Origin of the sequence: Pseudomonas sp. W5-36, assembly GCF_046540455.1 — a bacterium.
GTDB lineage: Bacteria > Pseudomonadota > Gammaproteobacteria > Pseudomonadales > Pseudomonadaceae > Aquipseudomonas > Aquipseudomonas graminis_B.
The window spans coordinates 1-23,625 of record NZ_JAXCIQ010000030.1; the positions used below are offsets into that span (position 1 = coordinate 1).

At 62.3% G+C, this 23,625-nt stretch carries 18 protein-coding genes and 1 pseudogene; 10 read left to right on the plus strand and 9 right to left on the minus strand.

Annotated elements, in window-relative coordinates; translation table 11 throughout:
• Positions 1 to 460: 460 nt before the first annotated feature.
• Both SLW74_RS26770 and katG read right to left on the minus strand, forming a co-directional pair.
• A pseudogene (locus SLW74_RS26770) lies at positions 461 to 916 on the minus strand (REP-associated tyrosine transposase); the annotation flags it as partial.
• A gap of 181 nt (positions 917 to 1,097) precedes the next feature.
• Positions 1,098 to 3,368 carry a catalase/peroxidase HPI gene (gene katG / locus SLW74_RS26775; protein WP_192130153.1) on the minus strand — a complete coding sequence of 757 codons (2,271 nt, stop codon included), beginning with the start codon at positions 3,366 to 3,368 and terminating at the stop codon, positions 1,098 to 1,100.
• Between the two features lie 284 nt (positions 3,369 to 3,652).
• Between katG and SLW74_RS26780 the strand changes: the two genes are divergently transcribed.
• Positions 3,653 to 4,114 carry an Hsp20 family protein gene (locus SLW74_RS26780; RefSeq protein ID WP_065988612.1) on the plus strand — a complete coding sequence of 154 codons (462 nt, stop codon included), beginning with the start codon at positions 3,653 to 3,655 and terminating at the stop codon, positions 4,112 to 4,114.
• A gap of 31 nt (positions 4,115 to 4,145) precedes the next feature.
• On the opposite strand, the gene SLW74_RS26785 is transcribed toward SLW74_RS26780, so the two are convergent.
• From SLW74_RS26785 to SLW74_RS26795, 3 genes are read right to left on the minus strand one after another with little or no spacing between them, the layout of a single operon-like run.
• A complete protein-coding gene (locus tag SLW74_RS26785; protein ID WP_410930641.1) occupies positions 4,146 to 5,000 on the minus strand; it encodes an amidohydrolase family protein in 855 nt (284 codons plus the stop codon).
• Positions 5,001 to 5,055: 55 nt separating this feature from the next.
• Positions 5,056 to 6,477 (minus strand): MFS transporter, encoded by a 1,422-nt coding sequence (locus SLW74_RS26790; RefSeq protein ID WP_410930642.1) that lies wholly within the window; start codon positions 6,475 to 6,477, stop codon positions 5,056 to 5,058.
• A complete protein-coding gene (locus SLW74_RS26795) occupies positions 6,440 to 7,171 on the minus strand; it encodes a GntR family transcriptional regulator (protein ID WP_410930643.1) in 732 nt (243 codons plus the stop codon). Before SLW74_RS26795 ends, SLW74_RS26790 begins: the two co-directional genes overlap by 38 nt.
• Before the next feature lie 1,014 nt (positions 7,172 to 8,185).
• Between SLW74_RS26795 and SLW74_RS26800 the strand changes: the two genes are divergently transcribed.
• Positions 8,186 to 8,620: a GNAT family N-acetyltransferase gene (locus tag SLW74_RS26800; protein ID WP_410930644.1), complete on the plus strand. Its 435-nt coding sequence runs from the start codon at positions 8,186 to 8,188 to the stop codon at positions 8,618 to 8,620.
• 18 nt (positions 8,621 to 8,638) lie between these two features.
• On the opposite strand, the gene SLW74_RS26805 is transcribed toward SLW74_RS26800, so the two are convergent.
• Complete coding sequence (locus SLW74_RS26805) at positions 8,639 to 9,526, minus strand: DMT family transporter (protein WP_410930645.1); 888 nt, start codon at positions 9,524 to 9,526, stop codon at positions 8,639 to 8,641.
• Between the two features lie 590 nt (positions 9,527 to 10,116).
• Here SLW74_RS26805 and SLW74_RS26810 point away from each other — a divergent pair.
• Both SLW74_RS26810 and yghU read left to right on the plus strand, forming a co-directional pair.
• Complete coding sequence (locus SLW74_RS26810; protein ID WP_410930646.1) at positions 10,117 to 11,829, plus strand: amidase; 1,713 nt, start codon at positions 10,117 to 10,119, stop codon at positions 11,827 to 11,829.
• A 70-nt stretch (positions 11,830 to 11,899) separates the two neighbouring features.
• Positions 11,900 to 12,739, plus strand: coding sequence for a glutathione-dependent disulfide-bond oxidoreductase (yghU, locus tag SLW74_RS26815; protein ID WP_410930647.1), 840 nt, complete (start codon positions 11,900 to 11,902; stop codon positions 12,737 to 12,739).
• 357 nt (positions 12,740 to 13,096) lie between these two features.
• Here yghU and SLW74_RS26820 read toward each other — a convergent pair whose 3' ends face one another.
• Positions 13,097 to 13,963, minus strand: a complete 867-nt coding sequence (locus SLW74_RS26820; RefSeq protein ID WP_410930648.1) for an aldo/keto reductase family oxidoreductase — start codon at positions 13,961 to 13,963, stop codon at positions 13,097 to 13,099.
• A gap of 100 nt (positions 13,964 to 14,063) precedes the next feature.
• On the opposite strand from SLW74_RS26820, the gene SLW74_RS26825 reads away from it, so the two are divergent.
• A complete protein-coding gene (locus SLW74_RS26825; protein WP_410930649.1) occupies positions 14,064 to 14,963 on the plus strand; it encodes a LysR family transcriptional regulator in 900 nt (299 codons plus the stop codon).
• A 176-nt stretch (positions 14,964 to 15,139) separates the two neighbouring features.
• On the opposite strand, the gene SLW74_RS26830 is transcribed toward SLW74_RS26825, so the two are convergent.
• Entirely contained in the window at positions 15,140 to 15,412 is a 273-nt protein-coding gene (locus SLW74_RS26830; protein WP_065988622.1) for a DUF2790 domain-containing protein, read from the minus strand.
• Positions 15,413 to 15,925: 513 nt separating this feature from the next.
• Here SLW74_RS26830 and SLW74_RS26835 point away from each other — a divergent pair.
• Genes SLW74_RS26835 through SLW74_RS26845 form a run of 3 tightly spaced genes read left to right on the plus strand, consistent with a single transcriptional unit; the run spans position 15,926 to position 19,810 of the window.
• Positions 15,926 to 16,378, plus strand: a complete 453-nt coding sequence (locus SLW74_RS26835) for a (2Fe-2S)-binding protein (RefSeq protein WP_065988623.1) — start codon at positions 15,926 to 15,928, stop codon at positions 16,376 to 16,378.
• Between the two features lie 11 nt (positions 16,379 to 16,389).
• Entirely contained in the window at positions 16,390 to 18,582 is a 2,193-nt protein-coding gene (locus SLW74_RS26840; RefSeq protein WP_410930650.1) for a molybdopterin cofactor-binding domain-containing protein, read from the plus strand.
• Positions 18,583 to 18,592: 10 nt separating this feature from the next.
• The gene (locus tag SLW74_RS26845) at positions 18,593 to 19,810 is read left to right on the plus strand and encodes a c-type cytochrome (protein ID WP_410930651.1); all 1,218 of its coding nucleotides are present in this window, start codon (positions 18,593 to 18,595) and stop codon (positions 19,808 to 19,810) included.
• 61 nt (positions 19,811 to 19,871) lie between these two features.
• Here SLW74_RS26845 and SLW74_RS26850 read toward each other — a convergent pair whose 3' ends face one another.
• Complete coding sequence (locus SLW74_RS26850) at positions 19,872 to 20,267, minus strand: ester cyclase (RefSeq protein WP_410930652.1); 396 nt, start codon at positions 20,265 to 20,267, stop codon at positions 19,872 to 19,874.
• Between the two features lie 244 nt (positions 20,268 to 20,511).
• On the opposite strand from SLW74_RS26850, the gene SLW74_RS26855 reads away from it, so the two are divergent.
• The gene (locus SLW74_RS26855) at positions 20,512 to 20,937 is read left to right on the plus strand and encodes an NUDIX hydrolase (RefSeq protein ID WP_410930653.1); all 426 of its coding nucleotides are present in this window, start codon (positions 20,512 to 20,514) and stop codon (positions 20,935 to 20,937) included.
• 224 nt (positions 20,938 to 21,161) lie between these two features.
• Complete coding sequence (locus SLW74_RS26860; protein ID WP_410930654.1) at positions 21,162 to 23,585, plus strand: glucose/quinate/shikimate family membrane-bound PQQ-dependent dehydrogenase; 2,424 nt, start codon at positions 21,162 to 21,164, stop codon at positions 23,583 to 23,585.
• Positions 23,586 to 23,625: the final 40 nt, after the last annotated feature.

Sequence of the window (23,625 nt, forward strand, 5' to 3'; positions counted from 1 at the left end):
CCACGGGATGGTGGTTCGGCTCGATATTTCGGCCAGTTCGGGGGACCTGTGGGAGTGAGCTTGCTCACGAAGGGGCCGGGGCATTCAGCCACTTTTCTGGTGACTGAAAGTAAGTATTCGCGAGCAAGCTCGACTCCCACGGGATGGTGGTTCGGCTCGATATTTCGGCCAGTTCGGGGGACTTGTGGGAGTGAGCTTACTCACGAAGGGGCCGGGGCATTCAGCCACTTTTCTGGTGACTGAAAGTAAGTCTTCGCGAGCAAGCTCGACTCCCACGGGATGGTGGTTCGGCTCGATATTTCGGCCAGTTCGGGGGACCTGTGGGAGTGACCGCGGTGGCGGCCCACCTTGTTCACGAAGACTCATTGATGGGCAATGACTCAGGCAGATCATTGTTGATTCCTAATAAAAGCTTAAGAAACTCACTCCCGGACTCTCCGAACTCCACCCCTGAACCTGGCAACCCAATGGAGTCCCATAGTGGATAATCTCCGACCCGGCTGACTAACCCTGCCCGGAGAGGATTGGCCACGATATAGCGGGCGAAGTGAATCAGATCATCCTCATGGCGTGCGGCTGCATCGTGATATCCAGGCTGCCACAGTCGCCCCTGATTGCCGGTGACCCTGTTCACCGCAATGGCGGTCTTCGACTTGACTCGCTGAACAATGCCCGCAAGCGAGCCATGATGAAGCTTCACTAACCAGTGAAAATGGTCAGGCATCACAACCCACGCCAGCGTTTTTGCAAATCCGCACTCGTGCACCTCTCTCATTTCCTTTACGAGCAGCCGACCCACCCGCCAATCACTAAAATCATCTCTCATACGGTCAAGCCGGGAGGTAACCAGATAGATCCTCCCCATTTCGGAATACCGCCCTATGCGCAAGCTGTGCGAACGCGCTTTCGTGACCATGCTGACTACCTCGACTGTGGATGCACAAACCACGGTAGCCGCTTCATGAGCCATGCCTGTGAGGGTGTATTTCACGCTATGTCCTGTTCATCCAACGCGGATGCACCCGGCCGCGCAAACAACAACGCCTCCACAAGGGAGGCGTTGGGTCTTACAGGTCGAGGGCTATGAAGCACGCACCTCAGGCAAGATCAAAGCGGTCCAGCTCCATCACTTTGGTCCACGCAGCGACGAAGTCCTCGACGAACTTCTGTTGCCCGTCCTCACTGGCGTACACCTCAGCCACGGCCCGCAACTGGGCGTGTGAACTGAACACCAGGTCGACGCGGGTGCCGGTCCATTTGACGGCGCCGGTGTTGCGGTCGCGGGCTTCGAACAGCTGGTCGCCGCCCGACACGCCCTTCCACTCCACCCCCATGTCCAACAGATGCTTGAAGAAGTCGTTGGTGAGGACACCTGGCCTTTCGGTCAGGACACCGTGCTGGCTGTGGCCGGCATTGATGTCCAGCACGCGCAGGCCGCCGAGCAGGACGGTCATCTGCGGTGCCGTCAGGTTCAGCAATTGGGCCTTGTCCACCAGCAGTTTTTCCGCCGAAACGCGGTAATGGCCCTTGAGGTAATTGCGGAAACCATCGGCGATGGGCTCGAGGAAGCCAAAGGACTCGACGTCTGTCTGCTCTTGCGAAGCATCCGCACGCCCCGGGGTGAACGGCACGGTGACGTGATGACCGGCATTTTTCGCCGCCTGTTCGATACCGACGCTGCCGCCGAGAACAATCAGATCAGCCAGCGAAATCTGCTTGCCGCTGGACTGGGCGCTGTTGAACTCATCGCGGACACGCTCCAGTGCTTCCAGCACGACCGCCAGATTGGCCGGCTGGTTGACCGCCCAGTCTTTCTGCGGGGCAAGACGCAGACGGCCGCCGTTGGCGCCACCACGTTTGTCGGAGCCACGGAAGGTGGACGCCGCCGCCCAGGCAGTGCCGACCAGTTGCGAAACCGACAGCCCGGACGCGATGATTTTTTCCTTCAGTGCGGCAATGTCGCTGGCGTCCACCAGCGGGTGGTTGACCTCGGGAATCGGGTCCTGCCAGAGCAATTCTTCGCCTGGCATTTCCGGGCCGAGGTAACGGGCCAGTGGCCCCATGTCACGGTGGGTCAACTTGAACCAGGCGCGGGCGAACGCGTCGGCCAACTGGTCGGGGTTTTCCAGGAAGCGACGGGAGATCAGCTCGTAGGCAGGGTCCACGCGCAGGGCCAGGTCGGACGTCAGCATGCGCGGTTCCTGGCGCTTGGACGGGTCATGGGCATGAGGAATCCTGCCCGCACCCTCGCCATTCTTCGGCCGCCACTGATGGGCGCCGGCCGGACTCTTGGTCAGCTCCCACTCGAAGCCAAACAGGTTTTCCAGGTATTCGTTGCTCCAGCGGGTCGGGGTCGAGGTCCAGGTCACTTCCAGACCACTGGTGATGGTGTCGCCGGCCTTGCCGGAGCCGAAACTGTTACGCCAGCCCAGGCCCTGTTCTTCAAGGCCTGCGGCTTCCGGCTCTGCCCCGACGTTGTCCGCCGGCCCGGCACCGTGGGTCTTGCCGAAGGCGTGGCCACCCGCGATCAAGGCAACGGTTTCCTCATCGTTCATGGCCATGCGGCCGAAGGTCTCGCGAATATCCCGCGCCGATGCGGCAGGGTCCGGCACGCCTTCCGGGCCTTCAGGGTTCACGTAGATCAGGCCCATCTGCACGGCCGCCAGCGGGTTTTCGAGATTGCGCTCACCGTTGGCGGTGCGGGTCTGTTCTTCGCTGTGATGCTCCGGCTCGGCAACCAGCGTGCCCTCGCCCGGCTGTTGCATGTCTTTGTGCGCGCCGTAACGGTCTTCACCGCCGAGCCAGGTGGTTTCGGCGCCCCAATACACGTCCTCGTCCGGTTCCCAGACATCGGCGCGCCCGCCGGAATAACCGAAGGTCTTGAAGCCCATGGATTCCAGCGCCACGTTACCGGTCAGCACGATCAGGTCGGCCCAGGAAATCTTGCTGCCGTATTTTTGCTTCACTGGCCAGATCAGGCGGCGTGCCTTGTCGAGGTTGACGTTGTCCGGCCAGCTGTTGAGCGGCGCAAACCGCTGCTGCCCGGCCCCTGCACCACCACGGCCGTCACCGGTGCGATAGGTCCCGGCACTGTGCCAGGCCATGCGAACGAACAGTGGACCGTAATGCCCGAAGTCGGCAGGCCACCAGTCCTGGGATTGCGTCATGACCTCAAGGAGGTCGCGTTTGACCGCGGCAAAATCGAGGCTCTTGAATGCTTTGGCGTAGTCGAAGCCCTCGCCCATCGGGTCAGTCAAGGAGGAGTGCTGATGAAGAATCTTGAGATTCAGCTGGTTCGGCCACCAGTCACGGTTCGTCGTCCCGCCTCCGGCTGCGTGGTTGAACGGGCATTTCGATTCAGTCGACATGGTCTAATCACCTTCTTGTTTACTTTTTACTTTTCGGCCATCTACGAGACGGCTAACGCTAACACTCGCACAAGACTAGCCGACTCGGGCCAATCGTCTAATAGGCAAATGTTTTGGCGACCATAGAGTGATTCTGTTAGCGGAGTATTTAACCCGGATGCTTGTATTTTCCGGCGCTTGGGCCTAACTGTACGTAGAGCATCACGTGCAGATTGCAGCATCAGGTGCAGAGCCGGCGTCGACCGGCGTTTTGATCACCGTGGCAACATCCAGGAGATTTTGGCATGGCCACCACCGCTTCACTGGCCCCGCTGTTCCGGCAATCAGTGGGCTTTGATCGCTTCAATGATTTTTTCGAATCTGCGCTGCATAGCGAGATCAACGCCAGCGGCCCCCCGCACAACGTCGAACGATACGGCACCGATCATTACCGGATCGTGATTGCCACGGCCGGGCTCGCCGCTGCCGACCTTGACCTGACCCTGGAAAGAAACGTCCTCACGGTTTGCGGGGGTGAGGCGCACACCGACGGCGGCGTGACCTACCTGCATCAAGGCATCGCCCACGGCCCGTTCCGGCTGGTCTTCCATCTGGCCGATCACATCGAGGTACAGGGTGCGACGTTCAAGAATGGTTTGCTGATCGTCTTCCTGCTGCGCGTCGAACCCCAAGGGGCCAAGGCGAGACGGATCAGTATCCACAGCCCGGGGGACGATCCCGACCGGCCGCACATCAGCCGGCCTTGATCACGTTGATATACCGCCTGATTTCTCTGGATCAGGCTTGGATCAGCGCGAAATCAAACAGCACCCGGGGTGCCTCGATCAGCAGCGAGCGCATCAATTGCGCGGTGCAGCCCAGGGCCTGCAACTGCTCGACCACCGAGCCATAGCTCACCGCGTGTTCATGCTGAGTGTGCGGCCAGTCACTGCCCCAGACCAGACGCTGCTTGCCGAACGCATCGATCAATAACGGCAGCGCGGCACGGGCGAAATCGAGGTTTTCTTGTGCGCTGCCTTCCAGACGGTAAATGCCCGACACCTTCATCCACAGTTGACCGCTGCGGCCCAGCTCCAGCATCTGGCGAAAGCCGGGCTGTTCGAGGCCCAGTCGGGCATCTGGCCGGCCGAAGTGGTCGATCACGATCTTCATCCCGAAGGGCATCAGCCCGGCCAGCAGCGCCGGCATATCGGCGACGTGGCGGTGCACTTCAACGTGCCAGCCGAAGGCTGCGATGTGCCCGAAAAACACCTGCCACTGCGGCTCGGAAAAGTCCGGCAGCGCCTTGCCCATCAGGTTCAGACGCACGCCGACGACGCCCAGCCTATCCATCTCGTCCAACGCGGCGCGGCTGATGTCACGCTCGACCACCACCACACCGCGCAGTTGACCCGGCGCCTGCTGAAGGGCGTCGAGCAAGTAGCGGTTATCGGTGCCGAGAAAACTCGGTTGCACCAGCACGCCATGGCTGAGGCCGTGCTGATCAAGTTGATGTCGGTACATCGCCAGCGTGGCGTCGTAGTCGGGTGAATAGCGTCGTGCCGATGCCAGGTCCAGCTTCCTGCTGAATATGTGTGCGTGACCGTCGATACCAAGGATGGACGGAGGAAGCGCGGAAAAAAGGTCGGACATGGATCTCATCTGTCAAAAGGTGCGCGACGCAACAGGCGGCGCGCGGAAGGAAAACTCAGGCGCGGGCGGTTTCGCTGCGTGTCTCAGCGGCGGCGCTGGCCATGGGGCTGGCTTCCAGGCTGCGACCGCGGGTTTCCGGCAGGCACAACGCGGCAATCACGGCGACGCCATAGGCGATCCCGGCGTCGATGCCGATGGCCGAACCCAGCGACATCGATTCGCTCATGTGGCCCACCAGAAACGGGAAGACCGACGACAGCACGCGGCCGAAGTTGTAGCAGAAGCCCACCCCTGCCCCGCGCACGTCAGCCGGATAAAGCTCGTTGAACAGCGCGCCGAGGCTGGCCGGGATGCCGGCGGCAAAGAAGCCCAGCGGGAAACCCAGGAACAGCATCTGCGTGTTGGTCAGCGGGAGGAATACGTAGCACTGCACGGTGATCACGCAGCACAGGGCGAACAGCACGATGTTCAGACGACGGCCGATGCGGTCGATGAGAAAGCCGCTGGCGATGCAGCCGCACCAGAACGCCACGATGATCACCGCCAGGTAGCCGCCGGAGTTGAGCACCGAGAGGTTGCGTTCGGTTTTCAGGAACGTCGGCAGCCAGGTCATCACCGCGTGGTATCCGCCGTGGGCGCCGAGGCCGAGCAATCCGCCCAGCAGCGTCACGCGGATCAGTTCCGGGCGGAAGATGCCGGCCAGTGACGTGAAGAAACTCTGCGGAATGGCGTTTTCTTTCTGCAGGCGCTGGAAGCTGTCCGGCTCCTCGACGTTGCGCCGCACCCAGATGATCAGCAGCGACGGCAGCAGGCCGACCAGAAACATCACCCGCCAGGCCATGTCCTGAGGCACAAAAGAATAGATCAGGGTAAACACGCCGACGGCCAGGCCCCAGCCCACCGCCCAGGCGCTCTGCACGGTGCCCATGACCTTGCCGCGGTATTTCGGGTTGATGGTCTCGGCCATCAATACGGCGCCTGCGGCCCACTCGCCACCGATGCCGAAGCCCTGCAGCGCCTTGACGATCAGCAGCGAGCTGAAGCCGGTCACGAACGCCGACAGAAAGGTGAAGAACGAGAACCAGAGGATCATCCACTGCAGCGTGCGCACCCGGCCGTAGCGGTCGGACAGCGTGCCACCGACCCAGCCGCCGAGGGCCGAGGTGATCAGCGTCACGCCACTGATCAGCCCGGCGTCACCCTTGGTCAACGCGAAGGCGGCGATCAGCGCCGGGATCGCCAGGCCGAACATCTGGACTTCCAGGGCGTCCAGCGACCACCCGCCGAAGCAGGCCCAGAACGTTTTGCGCTCCCGAGGGGTGACGTGGCGATACCAGTTGAACATGGTTTTTGTCCTTATGAGGGTGGAGCGGCAGGTGTTGTGGTGCCCGTTCTGCGTGACGGGCTCGGGTGCAGCTGTTGGCGCTCGACGGCGCGGGTCAGCGGATGTCGACGCTGTAGCGGAAGTGGCTGGCATGGCCACGTGAACGGCGCCATTCCAGCGGCTCGCCGGCGTAGTTGCGCGCCAGACGCTCGATCACCACCACCGGGCTGTTGACCGGCACCTGCAGCAAACGGGCGTGGGTCTCGTTGATGGCTTCGGCGGTCAGGGTTTCTTCGGCGTAGGCCACCACCTGGCCGCATTGCTCTTCGTAGATTGGATAGAGCAGCGGGCCCTGGCGGCTGAGGTCGATTTCCAGCAGGGTCTGAAATTGCACCTGGGGCAGCCAGATTTCTTCGGCGAGCACGGGCTGAGCGTCGAGCAGCCGCAGGCGGATCAGGCGAATCACCGGCGCATCCAGCGGCAGACCGAGGGCCTGGGAAACGGCCGAGGGCGCGGTGACGGCTTCGATGGAGAGGATGCGGCTTTCGGGCACCTGGCGTTCGCCGGAAACGTTTTGAAAGCGGAAGAACCGGAACAGCGAGGACTGGAACTGTGGCCGGCGAATGAAGGTGCCCCGGCCCTGTTGGCGCTCGAGGATGTTTTCGTTGACCAGCATGTCGATGGCTTTGCGCACGGTGCCGGTGGACAGGCAGTACTCGCTGGACAGCGCAGCTTCGGTGGGAATGGCCTCGCCCGGCCGCCAGCGGTTGTTGGCGATCTGCTCGGCGAGCTGGTCGCGCAGGCGTTGGTAAAGCGGCAAGCGGACATCGCTGGAGAGTCGGTTCATGGAGGCGCTTCGCTGTTGTAGTTATTTAGTCATCTATATGAATCTGCGCTGAGTATTGTCCCGTTGCAAATGGCCGTCAAGGGAGGGAATGGGGGTTGGCGGATGAATGGCGGCGTAGTGCGTTTTTGGTGGGTACGCAAAAACGGCAGAGGTCGGTCTGCCGTTAGGGTGGGGTGCAGCGGGGAGGATCGGGTGTGGGCAGATCCAGCGGCTCAATCAGGTGGGCGAGATGGTTGCCAGGGCACCGATCATAAGGGTCAGGGCGAGAAAGCCGAACAGGAAGATGGCGAGCTTGGCCATAGAGTCTCCAATGTGAGCTGGGGGTACAGAGGATTCGAGCCGGGTGATAGCGTCCGGTCGGGCTCGATCGGTCGGCCGGGGTTGGAGTGATTTTGAGGGCTGACGCTGTTTCAGTACAGATTCAGGTACGGCTTATAAATACAGATCAGATGAGTCCGCACTTACGTCAAGATCAAGAGCATCTGCCTAACGGCAGATCGTTTCGCCTTCGGCGAGTTACTTTTAAAAAGCACTAAAAATAACCAAAAGTGCCTGCTCTCGGTTTGGCCCGACTTCGTCGGGTTCCCTCACTCCGACGACGCTCCGTGGGCCCGCGCCGAACGGACATCCATGTCCTGGCGGCGCGCTCGCGGCATCCATGCGGCTCGGCCCACTCCCCGTCGTCTGCGTTCGGCCTGCACCCAAGTCGCGATTGACGGTGTCTGGGCTGGTTGTGTAGGAAGATCAAGATCAAGAGCAGATCAAAAGCTTCCCGGCTAAAGCCGGTCCTACGGTCGGGGGTCTCCACCGCTTTCACTGAATGCACCCGCTGCTGTTAGTGGGACCGGCTTCAGCCGGGAAGAGGCCGGGATGAGCGTCACAAGATGTCCGATCGTTCCCGTGCTCCGCGTGGGAATGCATCCTGTGACGCTCCGCGTCACCCTGCGGCTGACATGACACCCCACCAATCGCGCTGCTACGCTCCCTGCCCTCTCTCCACTTCAGGCGCCAGCCATGCCCATCATCCGCCCCATGACCCTGGACGATTACGACGCCGTCACCCAACTGATGCGCGACACGCCGGGGATTTCCCTGCGTGACGCCGACTCCCGCGAGTCCACCGAGCGGTATCTGCTGCGCAACCCCGGATTGAGCTTCGTCGCAGAGGAAGATTCGCGCATCTGCGGCTGTGTCATGTCGGGGCATGACGGTCGGCGCGGGTATTTGCAGCATTTGCTGGTGCTGCCTGAGTATCGGCGGCAGGGAATCGGGCAGACACTGGTCGAGCGCTGCCTGGTCAGCCTGGAGGCGGAAGGCATTCACAAATGCCACATCGACGTGCTCAAGACCAACCCGGCGGCGGCAACCTATTGGGCGAATCAGGGCTGGCAGCTGCGGGTCGATATCCACCGCTTTTCCTTCACCCGTCCCGGCAATGAAAACGCCTGACGCCCTCTTAATACCTGATCAGAGCTGGCTCGCAGGCGCCACGGGTTGGCGTCTGGCGTACACCATCAGGCCGCTGAGGAAGACCAGCCCGATGCCAAACATCGAGGCGGTGCCCGGGTAGTTGCCGAACAGCAGAATCCCGTAAGCCACTGCGAAGATGATTTGCAGGTAACCCAGCGGTGCAAGCACCGACGAGGACGCATAGCGATAGGACTTGGCCATCAGAAAGTGGGCGCACAAACCCAGACCGCCGAGCACGAGCAGCAAGCCCAACTGCAGCCAATCGGGATCGGCCCAGTAGAATGGCACAATCGCGCTGAGGATCAGGGTGCAAAAAACGCCGACGTAAAAGCTGCACACCGACGGGCTGTCCGTCTCCCCCGCCAGTTGCGTGAGCAGTTGATACAGCGCGAAGAACAGCGCGGTGGCCAGGGGGAACAGCATCCACAGGGAGAAGGCATCGCTGGCCGGGTTGATGATCACCAGCACGCCAATGAAGCCAAGCACCACCGAACCCCACTGCCAGCGATCCGCCTTGATGCCGAAGATCAGCGGCGACAGGATCGTGACGAATGCCGGTGCGAGGAACACCAGCGCCGTGGATTCGGCAATCGGCACGTGGGTCAGGCCAAACAGGAAAGACAGGCTGTCGGCGAGCAACACCACCGCCCGCAGCAGGTGCAGCCAGGGCCGTCGGGTGTGGAAGACTTTAGCGCCGCCGTTGCGCAGCAGCACGGTGGTCACCAGGGTTGAGTGAACGAGGTAGCGGGCCCACGCGACGAAGATCACCGGCAGGGAATAGATCAGCGTCTTGGAAATCGCGTCATGACTGGCGAACGTCAGCGCCACGCCCGCCATCAACCACATGCCGATGACTTGCCGGTGCGCGCCGTGATGGGGAGTCATTGCAAGGCCTGCCACGAAAATGATGCGCAGGAGTTAACCACAGAAGTCGGCCCAGGCGCCCCGCGCAATTTGCCTTGAGAGCGCCGCCCACTTTATCCAGGGCAATAAAAAACCCGCCTGAGCGGGTTCTTTTCTATCAACACCATTCCAACATCCTGTCAGCAGCCGTCCCGGCAAATGGCGGATCATCCATGACCTGAGAAGCACATCCAGCGCCTCCGTTGATGTGTTTAGATTGCGCTTGTCGCGGTTCGGTGTACAGGGAGACATTGCCCGATGACGTGTAAGCCTTTCGCCATAGCGCGTGTCCGGCGACCGCCGAACTTCCTGCAAGGCCCGGGTGAAGCGCCCCAGCGCAAGCCTCGCGACAAACACATGGCGTAGGCATAATGTGCGTCTCACGAATACGCCTGCCGACTTGAGCCTGCGTTGCACAGCCACGCCTCAATCGGTTTCAAACCAGCCCGGCCCTGCCGCGCAACGGGAAGCGATATGCCCACTCTTCTTCTGAGACGCCCCTGCTCTCTGCTCGAAAGCCTGCTCGACAGTCCCCTTGCCCGCCGCTTGGCCCTCTCACGGTCGGAGCAGCCATGATCGAAGTCACCGAAGTCTCCATCGCGCAACTTCGCGCGGCCCTTGAAGCCGGCCAGACCACTGCCGTCGAACTGGTCCAGGCCTACCTCGCCAGAATCGATGCCTACGACGGCGCCGACACCGCCACCGCGCTCAATGCCGTGGTCGTGCGCAATCCCCAGGCCCTCGACGAGGCGCAGGCGTCCGACGACCGTCGCGCGCGAGGCGAAACCCTCGGGCCTCTCGACGGTATTCCCTACACCGCCAAAGACAGTTATCTGGTTAAAGGCCTCACGGCCGCGTCGGGCAGCCCGGCGTTTGCCGAACTGGTCGCCCACCGCGACGCCTTCACCATCGAGCGACTGCGTGGCGCTGGCGCGATTTGTCTGGGCAAGACCAACATGCCGCCGATGGCCAATGGCGGCATGCAGCGTGGCGTGTATGGCCGCGCCGAAAGCCCCTACAACGCGGGCTTCCTGACGGCACCGTTTGCATCCGGATCGTCCAACGGCGCCGGCACTGCAACGGCGGCGAGTTTCGCCGCGTTCGGGCTCGCCGAAGAAACCTGGTCGAGCGGCCGTGGCCCTGCGTCGAACAACGGTTTGTGCGCCTACACGCCGTCGCGCGGGGTGATTTCGGTACGCGGCAACTGGCCCCTGACGCCGACCATGGACGTGGTCGTGCCCTTCGCCCGAACCATGGCCGACCTGCTTGAAGTACTGGACGTGGTGGTCGCCGAAGACCCGGACACCCGCGGCGACCTGTGGCGCTTGCAGCCGTGGGTGCCGATTCCCTCTGTCGACACCGTGCGCCCGGCGTCCTACGCCGAGCTCGCCGCCAGCCCGCAAACCCTGGCCGGCAAACGCTTCGGCGTGCCGCGCATGTACATCAATGCCGACCCCGAAGCCGGAACGTCCGAAGCACCAGGCATCGGCGGCCCCACCGGCCAGCGCATCATCACCCGCGCGTCGGTGATCGACCTCTGGAAACAGGCGCGCCAGGCACTCGAAGCCCAGGGCGCTGAAGTGATCGAGGTGGACTTCCCGCTGGTCTCCAATTGCGAAGGCGATCGTCCCGGCGCGCCGACGGTCTACAACCGCGGCATCGTCTCGAAGGCATTTCTGCACCACGAACTGTGGGACCTCACTGCCTGGGCCTTCGATGATTTCCTGCAAGCCAACGGCGACCCGAAGCTGAACCGCCTGGCCGACGTCAACGGCCCGCTGATCTTCCCCCATGACCCTGGCACCCTGCCCAACCGCGAGGGCGATCTCGCCGCCGGCATGGACGAATACGTGAAGATGGCCGAGCGCGGCATCACGCCGTGGGAGCAGATCGACACACTGGCCGACGGCCTGCGCGGACTGGAACACACCCGGCGCATTGACCTCGAAGACTGGATGCAGAAGCTCGGGCTGGATGCGGTGCTGTTTCCGACCGTGGCCGATGTCGCGCCAGCCGATGCCGATGTCAATCCGGCCTCGGCCGACATCGCATGGAGCAACGGGGTCTGGGTCGCCAACGGCAACCTCGCGATCCGCCACCTCGGCGTGCCCACCGTCACCGTGCCGATGGGCCTGATGGCCGACATTGGTATGCCCGTGGGCCTGACCTTCGCCGGCCGGGCCTACGACGATTCCGCCCTGCTGCGCTTCGCTTCGGCATTCGAATCCATCGGCAGCAAGCGCCAGATTCCACCGCGCACGCCGCCGCTGTCGTCCGCCCGTTAATCACCGAACGGATCGGGGCCTGCGCGCCTCGATCCTTCACGTAAAAACTGACCCTCAGGAGATGTGTTCAATGAGCAAGGCACCCTACGTCCCGCCTACCGTGTGGAAACACGAAGCGCCCTCCGGCGGCCAGTTCGCCAGCATCAACCGCCCGACTGCAGGGCCGACCCATGAAAAGGTCCTGCCGGTTGGCAAACACCCGCTGCAGCTGTATTCACTGGCCACGCCCAACGGCGTCAAGGTGACGATCCTGCTGGAAGAGCTGCTCGCCCTTGGCCACAGCGGCGCCGAATACGACGCCTGGCTGATCCGAATCAATGAAGGGGATCAGTTCGGCAGCGGCTTCGTCGACATCAACCCCAATTCGAAAATCCCTGCGCTGCTGGATCGCAGCGTCGAGCCGGGCCTTCGCGTGTTCGAGTCCGGTTCGATCCTGCTGTATCTGGCGGAAAAGTTTGGTGAATTGCTGCCCAAGGACCTGGCCGGCCGCACTGAAACCCTGAACTGGCTGTTCTGGCAGATGGGCGCTGCGCCATATCTGGGTGGCGGCTTCGGGCATTTCTATGTGTACGCGCCGGAGAAATTCGAATACGCGATCGACCGCTTCACCATGGAGGCCAAGCGTCAGCTGGACGTGCTTGATCGCCGCCTCAGCGAAAGCGCTTACCTGGCCGGTGATAGCTACACCATCGCCGACATCGCCGTGTGGTCGTGGTACGGACAAGTGGTGCGCAACACCGTGTACGGCGCCGCCGAGTTCCTTGCTGCTCACGAATACACCCACGTGCAGCGCTGGGCCGAAACCGTTGCACAACGGCCAGCGGTCATTCGCGGAATGCGGGTCAACCGGACCTGGGGCGATGAAGCCACCCAAGTGCCGGAACGGCATGATGCGTCGGACCTGGATTGACGAAGATCCAGGCGGTGAGTGGCTGTTGAACCGGTCCCCTGCGAGCACCGCGTGCTCTTTGCAGGACCGGCTTCAGCCGGGAAAGCGTCGGTCGTCACGCTGCAAATCTGAGGGTGTTCACACCGGCCTCTTCCCGGCTAAAGCCAGTCCCACGAGGACACCGCATTCATCCAGATGCACCGCGTATGCTCGATGTAGGACCGGCTTCAGCCGGGAAGGCGTTGGTCGTCACACTGCAAATCTGAGGGTGCACTGCACCGGCCTCAGCCGGGAATGCGTCGGTCGTCACCCCGCAAAATTGAGGGTGTTCACACCGGCCTCTTCCCGGCCAAAGCCGGTCCTACTGACAATAATGAATCAGGCGCCCTGGCCGTCGAGTCCGGCGAGCATGTCTAGCGGTATGACCAGCTCGGTGGCGCTTAGATTTTCGTGAAGATGCGCCACCGACGAGGTGCCCGGAATCAGCAGCAGGTTGGGCGCACGCTGCAGCAGCCACGCCAGGGCCACGCACATCGGCGAGGTGTCGAGGCGTGTGGCGACGTCCGACAGGGTCTGCGACTGCAAGGGCGTGAACCCGCCCAGCGGGAAGAACGGCACGTAGGCGATGCCCTGCTTGCCGAGTTCGGCGATCAACTGCTCGTCATCCCGGTGGGCCAGGTTGTAGTGGTTTTGCACGCAGACCACCTCGGCAATGCTCTGCGCTTCAGTGACCTGTTTCGCGCTGACGTTGCTCAGGCCCAGGTGCTGAATCAGCCCCTGACGCTGCAACTCGGCCAACGCACTGAACTGCTCGGCAATCGACTGCTGGTCCGGGGAATGCCCGGTGCCCCACGCCCTGAAGTTCACCACGTGCAGCGCTTCGACGTCGAGATTGCGCAGATTGTCGTGCACCGCGCTCACCAACTCCGACGGGCTATTGGCAGCGTTCCATGACGCGTCGGTGCCTCGCGACGCGCCGACCTTGGTGACGATCAGCAACTCGTCGCTATAAGGATGCAGGGCTTCGCGGATCAGGCGGTTAGTGACGTGAGGGCCATAGAAGTCGGCAGTGTCGATATGGTTGACCCCGGCCGCCAGCGCTTCACGTAACACGGCGATTGCAGCCGCGTGGTCTTTCGGCGGTCCGTAAACGCCCGGCCCGGCCAGTTGCATGGCACCGTAGCCCATGCGGTTGACGGTGCGACCGCCGAATGAAAACTGTCCTACCTTGCTGGCCTGGCTCATGGGTAACGCCTCGTGATCAAGAATGTAGGACGACTATAGGCGTTGACCGATGCGCTGATAATCAGGTGCAATCGGCACGGGTTGTACGAGTGAGCGGACAATGGCAACAGACATTCAGGATTTGCTGGCCTTCGTGGCCGTGGTCAACGCGGGCGGTTTTCGGGAAGGCGCACGGCTGAGTGGCAAGTCGGCATCCAGCCTCAGCGACGCCGTTCGACGCATGGAATCGAGGCTGGGCGTGCGCTTGCTCAACCGCACCACGCGCAGCGTCGTGCCCACGGAAGCCGGCGCGCGTCTGATGGAACGGATTGTCCCGGCGCTCGGGGAAGTCGAATCGGCGCTGGACGTGGTCAACGATTTCCGCGACCGCCCTTCCGGCACCCTGCGGCTTAACGTGCCGGTCAGCGCCGCCCGCCTGATACTCCCGGAGATCATCACCCCGTTTCTGCAAGCGCACCCGGACATCCGCATGGAAGTGATCACCGAGGAAAGCTTCGTCGACATGCTCGCCGCCGGCTGCGACGCGGGCATCCGCTACGACGACCGCCTGGAACAGGACATGATCGCCGTGCCCATCGGCCCGCGCGTTCAGCGTTTCGCGACGGCGGCCTCGCCGGCGTACCTCGACGCCCGGGGCCGGCCCGAGCATCCGCGTGATCTGTTGAACCACAGTTGCCTGCGCGGCAAATTCCCCAGTGGTTCTGTTCCACTGTGGGAATACGAGCGTGACGGGGAAGAAGTTTGTGTCGACCCGACCGGCCCACTCACCGTGCGAATTGGCGGCGCAGTGGACCTCTCCGTGCAAACCGCCATCGACGGCCTGGGCATCGTTTCGTTGTTCGAAGACTGGTTGCGCCCCCATCTCGACAGCGGCGCACTGGAACCGGTACTCGAACCCTGGTGGCCGCGTTTCAGCGGGCCGTTTCTGTATTACCCCGGCCGGCGCTATGTGCCATCACCACTGAGAGCATTTCTGGACTTCATCCAGCGACGTGCGTAACCCTCATCGGCGCCAACACGTAATGAGCCTTTAAATAAATAAGCGGCTGGAACACGTTCATGGCGAACGATACAACGGAACGTTCCAGCTCAATAATCGCGCAAAAAAAAAACGCTGCATTCAATGCAGCGTTTCTTTTATAGCGTTTGTAATTGAAGCCGCCAGGGCACTGGCGATTAACCATTTTGACGACCGTAGCCCATGATGGTGTAGTCAAGGCTGTGGGTCACGCCGGCGTGGTCAACATACACCATGGTGGATTGCACGGGACCATCAACTTTCTGTGGGTCCTGAGCGTTTTTGATGCTGATCACTTTAGCGACGTCGATGCCTTTGTGACGGTTGTATTGTTCAACCTGGGTCGAGGGCTGCTGGTGGGTAGCCGGCCGTTCGCCGGCAGCGGCGAACACACTGACAAGGGACAGGGCGGCAAAGGTTAATACTTTCATGGTCATTCTCCAGAAGTGCATTCAGTCGTAATTAAGCAAAGCGCTTGTCGTTTGCTTCTGGGGCCATTCTGTTCGTGATCCGCGCCGATGATAAATACTTAAAATTGATAAAGCCCATCACCGCCATCGATGCGCATAGTTATTAGATCAATTCCCGTAATAGTCCTTTGCCTATTCCGTGACCCACAACTTTATGCGCCACTGATGAACGCTTCGCCAATACCCTTTAGAGTGCGGCAGATACAGGCGATGCACTTTCCCGGAGCGCGTCATGTTGTCGCGGGTCATTTAACGGCGCCTGAGAAATATTTTCCGCGCAATCAAACATTTCCAATGATGAACGTACTACCATTCATCCCCCTGACTCGTCTAACACCAAGATGTCCGGGCAGACCTCTATAAAGCGCTGGCCACTGGCACGGCGCTATTTTCAAACAAACCGAAGCCTTGATGCCGCCTCACGACCCTGCTCGTGACGCAGTGCGTCAACCGTGATGACCTTCTGAGGTTGCAATGCAGAAATTGATGATTAACGGCCAGGAGCACGACCTGGATGTCGCCGACGACATGCCATTGTTGTGGGTCCTGCGCGACGTGATGGGCCTGACCGGCACCAAGTACGGCTGCGGCATCGCCCAGTGCGGCGTGTGCACCGTGCACCTGGACGGCCAGGCCGTGCGCTCGTGCGTGCTGCCGGTCAGCGCCGTGGCGGGCCGCAAGGTCACGACCATCGAAGCCGTCGGCGAGCAGGCTGTGGGTCAGGCGGTACAGAAAGCCTGGCTGGACCATGAAGTCGTGCAATGCGGCTACTGCCAGCCGGGGCAGATCATGTCGGCCGTCGCGCTGTTGCAGGAACACCCCAAAGCCAACGACGAGCAGATCGTCAACGCCATGTCGGGCAACCTTTGCCGCTGCGCCACCTACACCCGCATTCGCGCCGCCATCAAAAGCGTCAGCCAGGCCTGAAGGAAGTCATCATGTCCGAATCACAATCATCTGCCGCGATGCTCTCGCGTCGTGGATTGCTCAAAGGCAGTGCGCTGCTGGGCGGGCTGGTCATTGGCACTTACCTGCCGGCGACCGTCACTCGCAGCTTCGCCGCCGACCTGGTCAAGGGCGCGAGCCTGGGCGACAACGCCGAGCAAGGCTATGGCGCTTTCGTGCGCATTGATCACAGCGGCGCCGTCACGCTGATTTCGCCGAAGATCGAAATGGGCCAGGGCGTGCAGACCGGCATCGCCATGATGGTCGCCGAAGAGCTCGAAGTGCCGTTGAGCCAGATCACCATCACCGAGGCGCCGCCCAATGCAGCGCTGTACACCGACGCGCTGCTGAGCTTCCAGGCCACCGGCGGTTCGACCTCCACCCGCTACAGTTGGGAGCCCCTGCGCAAGGCCGGCGCCAGCGCGCGCATCGTGCTGATCCAGGCCGCGGCGATGCGCTGGAAAGTCGCGCCGAGCCAGTGCCATGCCGAGAACGGCCGGGTCATCGGCCCGAACGGTCAAAGTGCCGGTTACGGCGAGCTGGTGGATGCCGCGGCGAAGTTACCGCTGCCAACCGACATCCCGCTCAAAGCCGTCAGCGAATTCAAGCTGCTGGGCAAACCGGTCCAGCGACTGGATACGCCGAACAAGGTCAACGGCACGGCGAAATTCACCATCGACCTGCAAGTGCCGGGGATGCTGATTGCGTCCACCCTCACCTGCCCGGTTCACGGCGGCAAACTGCGCGGCGTGAAGAATGAAGACGCTGCGCGCAAGATCTCTGGCGTGCGCGATATCGTGCGGCTGGACAACGCGGTGGCGGTAACGGCGAGCAATTTCTGGTCCTGCCAGCAAGCGCTCAAGGCGCTGGACATCGACTGGGACCTCGGCCCCCACGCCGGTCTGGATTCCGCCCAGCTGGACAAATCGCTGTTCGACGTCAGCGCTGGCGATGGTGTGTTCGCGCACCAGTCCGGTGACATCGCCGGCGCGCTGAAAAACGCTTCCAGCCGCTTCGAAGCGATCTACGAGCAACCCTTCCTGTCCCACTCGCCGCTGGAGCCGATGACCTGCGTCGCCCATGTGCGCGCCGACGCGTGCGAGTTGTGGGTCGGCTGCCAGGCGCCGGGGATGGCCCAGGCAGGCGCCGCCAAAGTCTGCGGCATGCCGGTGGAAAAGGTGGTGATCCACAACCAGTTGATCGGCGGTGGTTTCGGCCGTCGTCTGGAGTCTGACTTCATCTTCCAGGCCGTGGACATCGCGCGCCAGCTCAGCTACCCGATCAAGCTGATCTGGAGCCGCGAAGAGGACATGACCCACGACCGTTATCGTCCGCACTACGTCGATCGCCTCAATGCGGCGCTGGACAAAGACCTGCGTCCGGTGGGCTGGGAGCATCGCATCGCCGGTGCTTCGGTGGTCGCTGCCTACATCGGCGCATTGCCGGCTGACGGCGTCGATGGCGATGCCGTCGAAGTGGCGAAGGACCCGATCTACACCCTGCCCAACCTGCAGGTGCGCTACATCCGTCACGACCCCGAGGTGATTCCGGTTTCGTGGTGGCGTGGCGTCGGACCGTTGCGCAGCACCTACGCCATCGAGTGCTTCATCGACGAGTTGGCCCACAACGCCAAGGTCGATCCGGTGAAATACCGCCTGGCGCTGATGCAGTCGCAACCCCGCGCGCAAGCGGTGCTGACCAAGGCCGCGCAACTGGTGGAGTGGGACAAGCCACTGCCTGCCGGTTCGGGCCGTGGCGTGGCGGTGACGGCGGTGTTCGGCAGCTTCGTCGCCACCATCGTCGAGCTGGAGAAGGAAGGCGAAAAAGGCCTGCGCATCAAACGGCTGGTGACGGTCATCGACTGCGGCTTTGCCACCAACCCGACCTCCGTGGCGTCGCAGATGGAAGGCGGCACGCTGTTCGGTCTGTCGGCCGCGCTGTTCAACGAAATCCTTGTCGAGAAGGGTCAAGTGCAGCAGACCAACTTCCACGAGTACCGGCAGATTCGCATGAGCGACGCGCCGCCGGTGGAGGTGCACATCGTCGAGAGCGTCGAGACCCCTGGCGGTGTCGGTGAAACCGGCGCAGTGCCCGCTGCGGCCGCGCTGGTTAACGCCGTGTACGCCGCGACCGGTGTGCGTGAGCGTCGTTTGCCGTTGAGCCGTTCTGGCTATTTCACTGTTTAAGGAGCGCGTCATGAACGTTTTCAACACTGCGCTCGGACTTGTGGCCGGTTTGCTGGCCAGCACCGTTTACGCGAGCGACACCCCGGCGATGAGCAAGGGCGAATACCTGACCCGCGCCGCTGATTGCGTGGCCTGCCATGTCGTGCCGGGCGGCAAGCCGTACGCCGGCGGGCTGGAATTCAAGTTGCCGTTTGGCAGCCTGTATTCGCCCAACATCACCCCGGACAAAGAGACCGGTATCGGCAACTGGACCGACGACGAGTTCGTCGACGCCCTTCAGAAAGGCGTGGGCAAGGACGGCAAGCATTACTACCCGGCCTTCCCTTACACCTCGTACACGCTGATGTCCCGCGAAGACATCCTGGCGATCAAGGGCTACCTGTTCAGCCTTGAGCCGGTCAAGCAGATGCCGCCCGAGAACAAGATTTCGTTCCCGTTCAATCAGCGCTGGGGAATGATGTTCTGGAACGCGATGTTCGCCGGCAACGAACGCTTCGTCCCGGACAGCAAGCAGTCGCCTGAATGGAATCGCGGCGCGTACCTGGTGCAGGGCCCGGGCCATTGCGGCGAGTGCCACACCCCACGCAACCTCTTCCAGGCGATGAGCTCCGGCAATTCCCTGGCAGGTGCTGAACTGGGCAACTGGATGGCCTACAACATCAGCTCCGACGCCAAATACGGCATCGGTGCCTGGCCGGAAGACGCCATCGTCAGCTACTTGTCGAAGGGTTACGCGGCCGGTTTCGGCGGCGCGGGCGGCCCAATGGGTGACGCCGTCGAGCACAGCCTGCGCTACCTCGATCCGGCGGACCTGAAAGCCATCGCGGTGTACCTCAAGAGCACGCCGGCACGAAGCGAAGGCATCCCCCGCCCAAGCATGGTGATGAACGATGCCGCACTGCAAAAGGGTCTTGGTCAGAAGCTGTTCAACGACACCTGCGTGGCCTGCCACCAGATCGACGGCAGTGGCCGGCAGTCCCCGGCAGGCGGGTTGGCGGGCTTGAAAACCGTCAACGACCCCAAAGGCCGGAACGTGATGGCGACGTTGCTGGAAGGTCACACGCCAACGGCGGCACGGGTCGATCAGCGCATGCCTGATTTCGCCGGCAGTTACAGCGACGCTGAACTGGCCGCCGTGAGCACCTTCGTGCTGCGTCGGTTCGGTCAGAGTGACGGCGAGATCAAAGCCGAAGACGTCGCTAAAAATCGCGCCAGCGCGTTGCATTGATGGAGCGGCAGCGCGTCTGGCTCTCCTGTGAGTCAGCCGCGCTGCCGGGCCATTCGGCGGTTCAGGTCTTCAGCACCTGCGCCGCCACCGCCGCCTTGTCGATCACCGACTCGACGTTGACGATACGCCCCGCCGCAAATGTGTAGAACACGTTCTCCGTAAACTGCACCCTCTTCCCGTTCACCGGCACATCGAACAGCTCGCCCACCGGCGTGCAATCGAACGTCAGCCTTGCGGCGATGTGCGGTGGCTCTGCGATCAGCAGATCGATGACAAAACGCAGGTCAGGGATGGCGCGAAAATCCCGTTCCAGCATCTGCCGATAGCCGGCCAGGCCTACGCGCTGGCCGTTGTAATGCACGTCCTCGCCGACGAAATCGCCCAAGGCAGCCCAATCCTGGCGATTGAGGCAGTCGATATAGCCGGTGTAAGCGTCCTTCAGTGTCTGGTTGTTCATCGTTTCTCCCGGGGTGGGTGGTTCGCATGAATGTTAGTACCCATGGATGCACGCGATGCTTAGTAGGACCGGCTTCAGCCGGGAAGAGGCCAGCGTGAACACCATCAATTTTGCAGTGCGACGACTGACGCCTTCCCGGCTGAAGCCGGTTTCACTCGATGACTGCAGTGTTTGGGTGCCGTTGGCTGCATGTTTCAGGCCGACACTGCTAGTGTTATCCGCACTGACTTCACAAGGCGCAATCATGTCCGTACATCCTCCTTTCTCCGGCGCAAAAGTCGCGATGCTGTGCAATGGCACGCTGCTCACCTATCAACGCGATGACAAACCCGAGATCCCCTGGCCGAACCTGTGGGACCTGCCCGGCGGCGGGCGTGAGGGCCAGGAGACGCCGGAAGAATGCGCCGTGCGGGAGACGATGGAGGAATTCGGCATCGTCCTCGACCCCGCTACCTTCACTCACAAGCAGGTCTACCCGGGTCAGGGCGTCGACGGGCTCGACACCTGGTTCTTCGTCGCTGAGGTGGCCGAGGGTTTATTCGATCAGGTGGTGTTCGGCGATGAAGGCCAGCGCTGGCAAGTGATGACGGTCGACGCGTTTCTCTCGATGGACAACGCTGTGGACCGCCTGCAACAGCGTCTGCGAGCGTTCATGGATCAGCAGCGCTGACAGGTTCAGCGCCTGAAGGCGCTCCGCGCGAGCCCCTCTGACAGAGACAAATTGACGCAGGCAATGCGTTTTTTTGCTATCGTCGCCGCAATTAACTAACCGGTTAATTACACGACGGATATGCCGTAAGCGATACGCCTGGCAGCCATCACGCTGTGAACCCTTGCCCTCAAATCACTTGATCGGTCGTCCCCGGCCCTTCTTCGCGTCAGCAGGAATGCCTCATGAATCACTCACCTTCTTCGGCAGCCGCCAGCCGCTGGCCCATTCGGGTCGTTGCGCTGGGCGTGCTGGTTTTCGGATTACTCTTCGCAGCGGGCGGCGGCTACCTCGTCACGCTGGGCGGCAGTGCGTATTTCCTGATGGCCGGCCTGGGCCTGATTGTCTCGGCCGTCCTGCTGTTCCGACGTCGCCTGTCAGGCGCGTGGCTGTTTGCAGCGGTGATGCTGCTGACGCTGATCTGGGCGCTGGTGGACGCCGGGCTGGTGTTCTGGCCGCTGGTTTCCCGGCTGTTTGCCCTCGGCGTGCTGAGCCTGCTGGTCGCGCTGATCTACCCTTCCCTGCGCAAGGCCAATGGCCACGCAGCCGGTCGCGGTGGTTATGTCGTTGGCGGCGTGCTGGCGCTGACGATCGTCGCCGGATCCTGGGGCATGTTTCAGCCCCATGCGTCAGTGTCGCCTACGGGGACTGGCCCGGGGCTGACCAAAGTCGATCCTGCCCACGCGCAAAAAGACTGGGCGCACTACGGCAACGATGAAGGCGGCAGCCGCTTCGCCGCGCTGGACCAGATCAACCGCGACAACGTCAGCAAGCTGGTGCCGGCCTGGACCTACCACACCGGCGACGTCGCCATCAGCGACGGCAATGGTGCCGAAGACCAGATGACCCCGTTGCAGGTCGGCGACAAGGTCTTTATCTGCACGCCGCACAACAACGTCATCGCGCTGGACGCCGACACCGGCAAGCAGCTGTGGAAGAACCACATCAACGCCAAGTCCGCCGTGTGGCAACGCTGCCGCGGGCTGGCTTATTTCGATGCCAGCGCCGCCATTGCGCCACCCACCGATGGCAGCACGCCTGTGGCGGCGGTCGCTGTGCCGGCTGGCGCCAACTGCCAGCGTCGTCTGGTCACCAACACCATCGACGCGCGCCTGATTGCCGTGGACGCCGACACCGGCGAGTTCTGCCAGGGCTTCGGCAACAATGGCCAGGTCGACCTCAAAGCCGGTCTGGGCAACGTGCCCGATTCCTACTATCAACTGTCATCGGCGCCGCTGATGGCCGGGACCACGGTGGTGGTTGGCGGTCGCGTGGCCGACAACGTGCAGGCCGATATGCCGGGCGGCGTGATCCGCGGCTTTGACGTGGTCACCGGGCAGATGCGCTGGGCGTTCGATCCGGGCAATCCCGAAGACAAACAGGCGCCTGCCGCCGACAAAACCTATGTGCGCAGCACGCCGAACAGCTGGGCACCGATGTCCTACGACCCGGCCATGAACACGCTGTTCCTGCCGATGGGCAGTTCGTCCACCGACATTTATGGCGTGAAACGCACCGAGCTTGACCACACCTATGGCGCCTCGGTGCTGGCACTGGACGCCACCACCGGCGTGCAGAAGTGGGTGTATCAGACGGTCCATAACGACCTGTGGGATTTCGACCTGCCGATGCAGCCGAGCCTGATCGACTTCGCCAAGCCTGACGACAGCAAGGTGCCGGCGCTGGTCATTGGCACCAAGGCCGGGCAGATTTTCGTCCTCGATCGCCACACCGGCCAGCCGCTGACCGAGGTCAAGGAAGTCCCGGTCAAGGCGTCGAATATCCCCAACGAACCGTATTCGCCGACCCAGCCAAAATCCGTGGGCATGCCGCAGATCGGTGCGCAGACGCTGACCGAATCGGACATGTGGGGCGCCACACCGTTCGACCAGTTGCTGTGCCGGATCTCGTTCAAGAAGATGCGCTACGACGGCCTGTTCACCGCGCCGGGCACTGACATTTCGCTGAGTTTCCCGGGATCACTGGGCGGGATGAACTGGGGCAGCCTGTCGACCGATCCGGTTCACGGCTTCATCTTCGTCAATGACATGCGCCTGGGCCTGTGGATTCAGATGGTGCCGCAGCTGAAGGACGCCATCGCGGCGTCGGGCGGTGAGGCGTTGAATACCGGCATGGGCGCCGTCCCGCTGAAGGGCACGCCGTACGCCGTTAACAAGAACCGCTTCCTGTCGGTGGCGGGCATCCCGTGCCAGGCGCCGCCGTTCGGCACGTTGACCGCCATCGACATGAAGACTCAAAAGATCGCCTGGCAAGTGCCGGTCGGCACCGTTCAGGACACCGGCCCGATGGGCATCAAAATGCACCTGCCTTTGCCGATCGGCATGCCGACGCTGGGGGGCACGCTGTCGACCCAGGGCGGTCTGGTGTTCATCGCCGGTACCCAGGATTACTACCTGCGCGCGTTCAACAGCGCCAACGGCGAAGAAGCCTGGAAAGCCCGCTTGCCCGTGGGCAGCCAGGGCGGCCCGATGACGTATGTGTCGCCTAAGACCGGCAAGCAGTACATCGTCATCACCGCCGGCGGCGCCCGTCAGTCGAAGGATCGCGGTGATTACGTGATTGCCTACGCGCTGCCTGCCAGCAAGTAACCGCCCTCACAAAAAAAACCGCTGACGCCTTGAGGAGGGG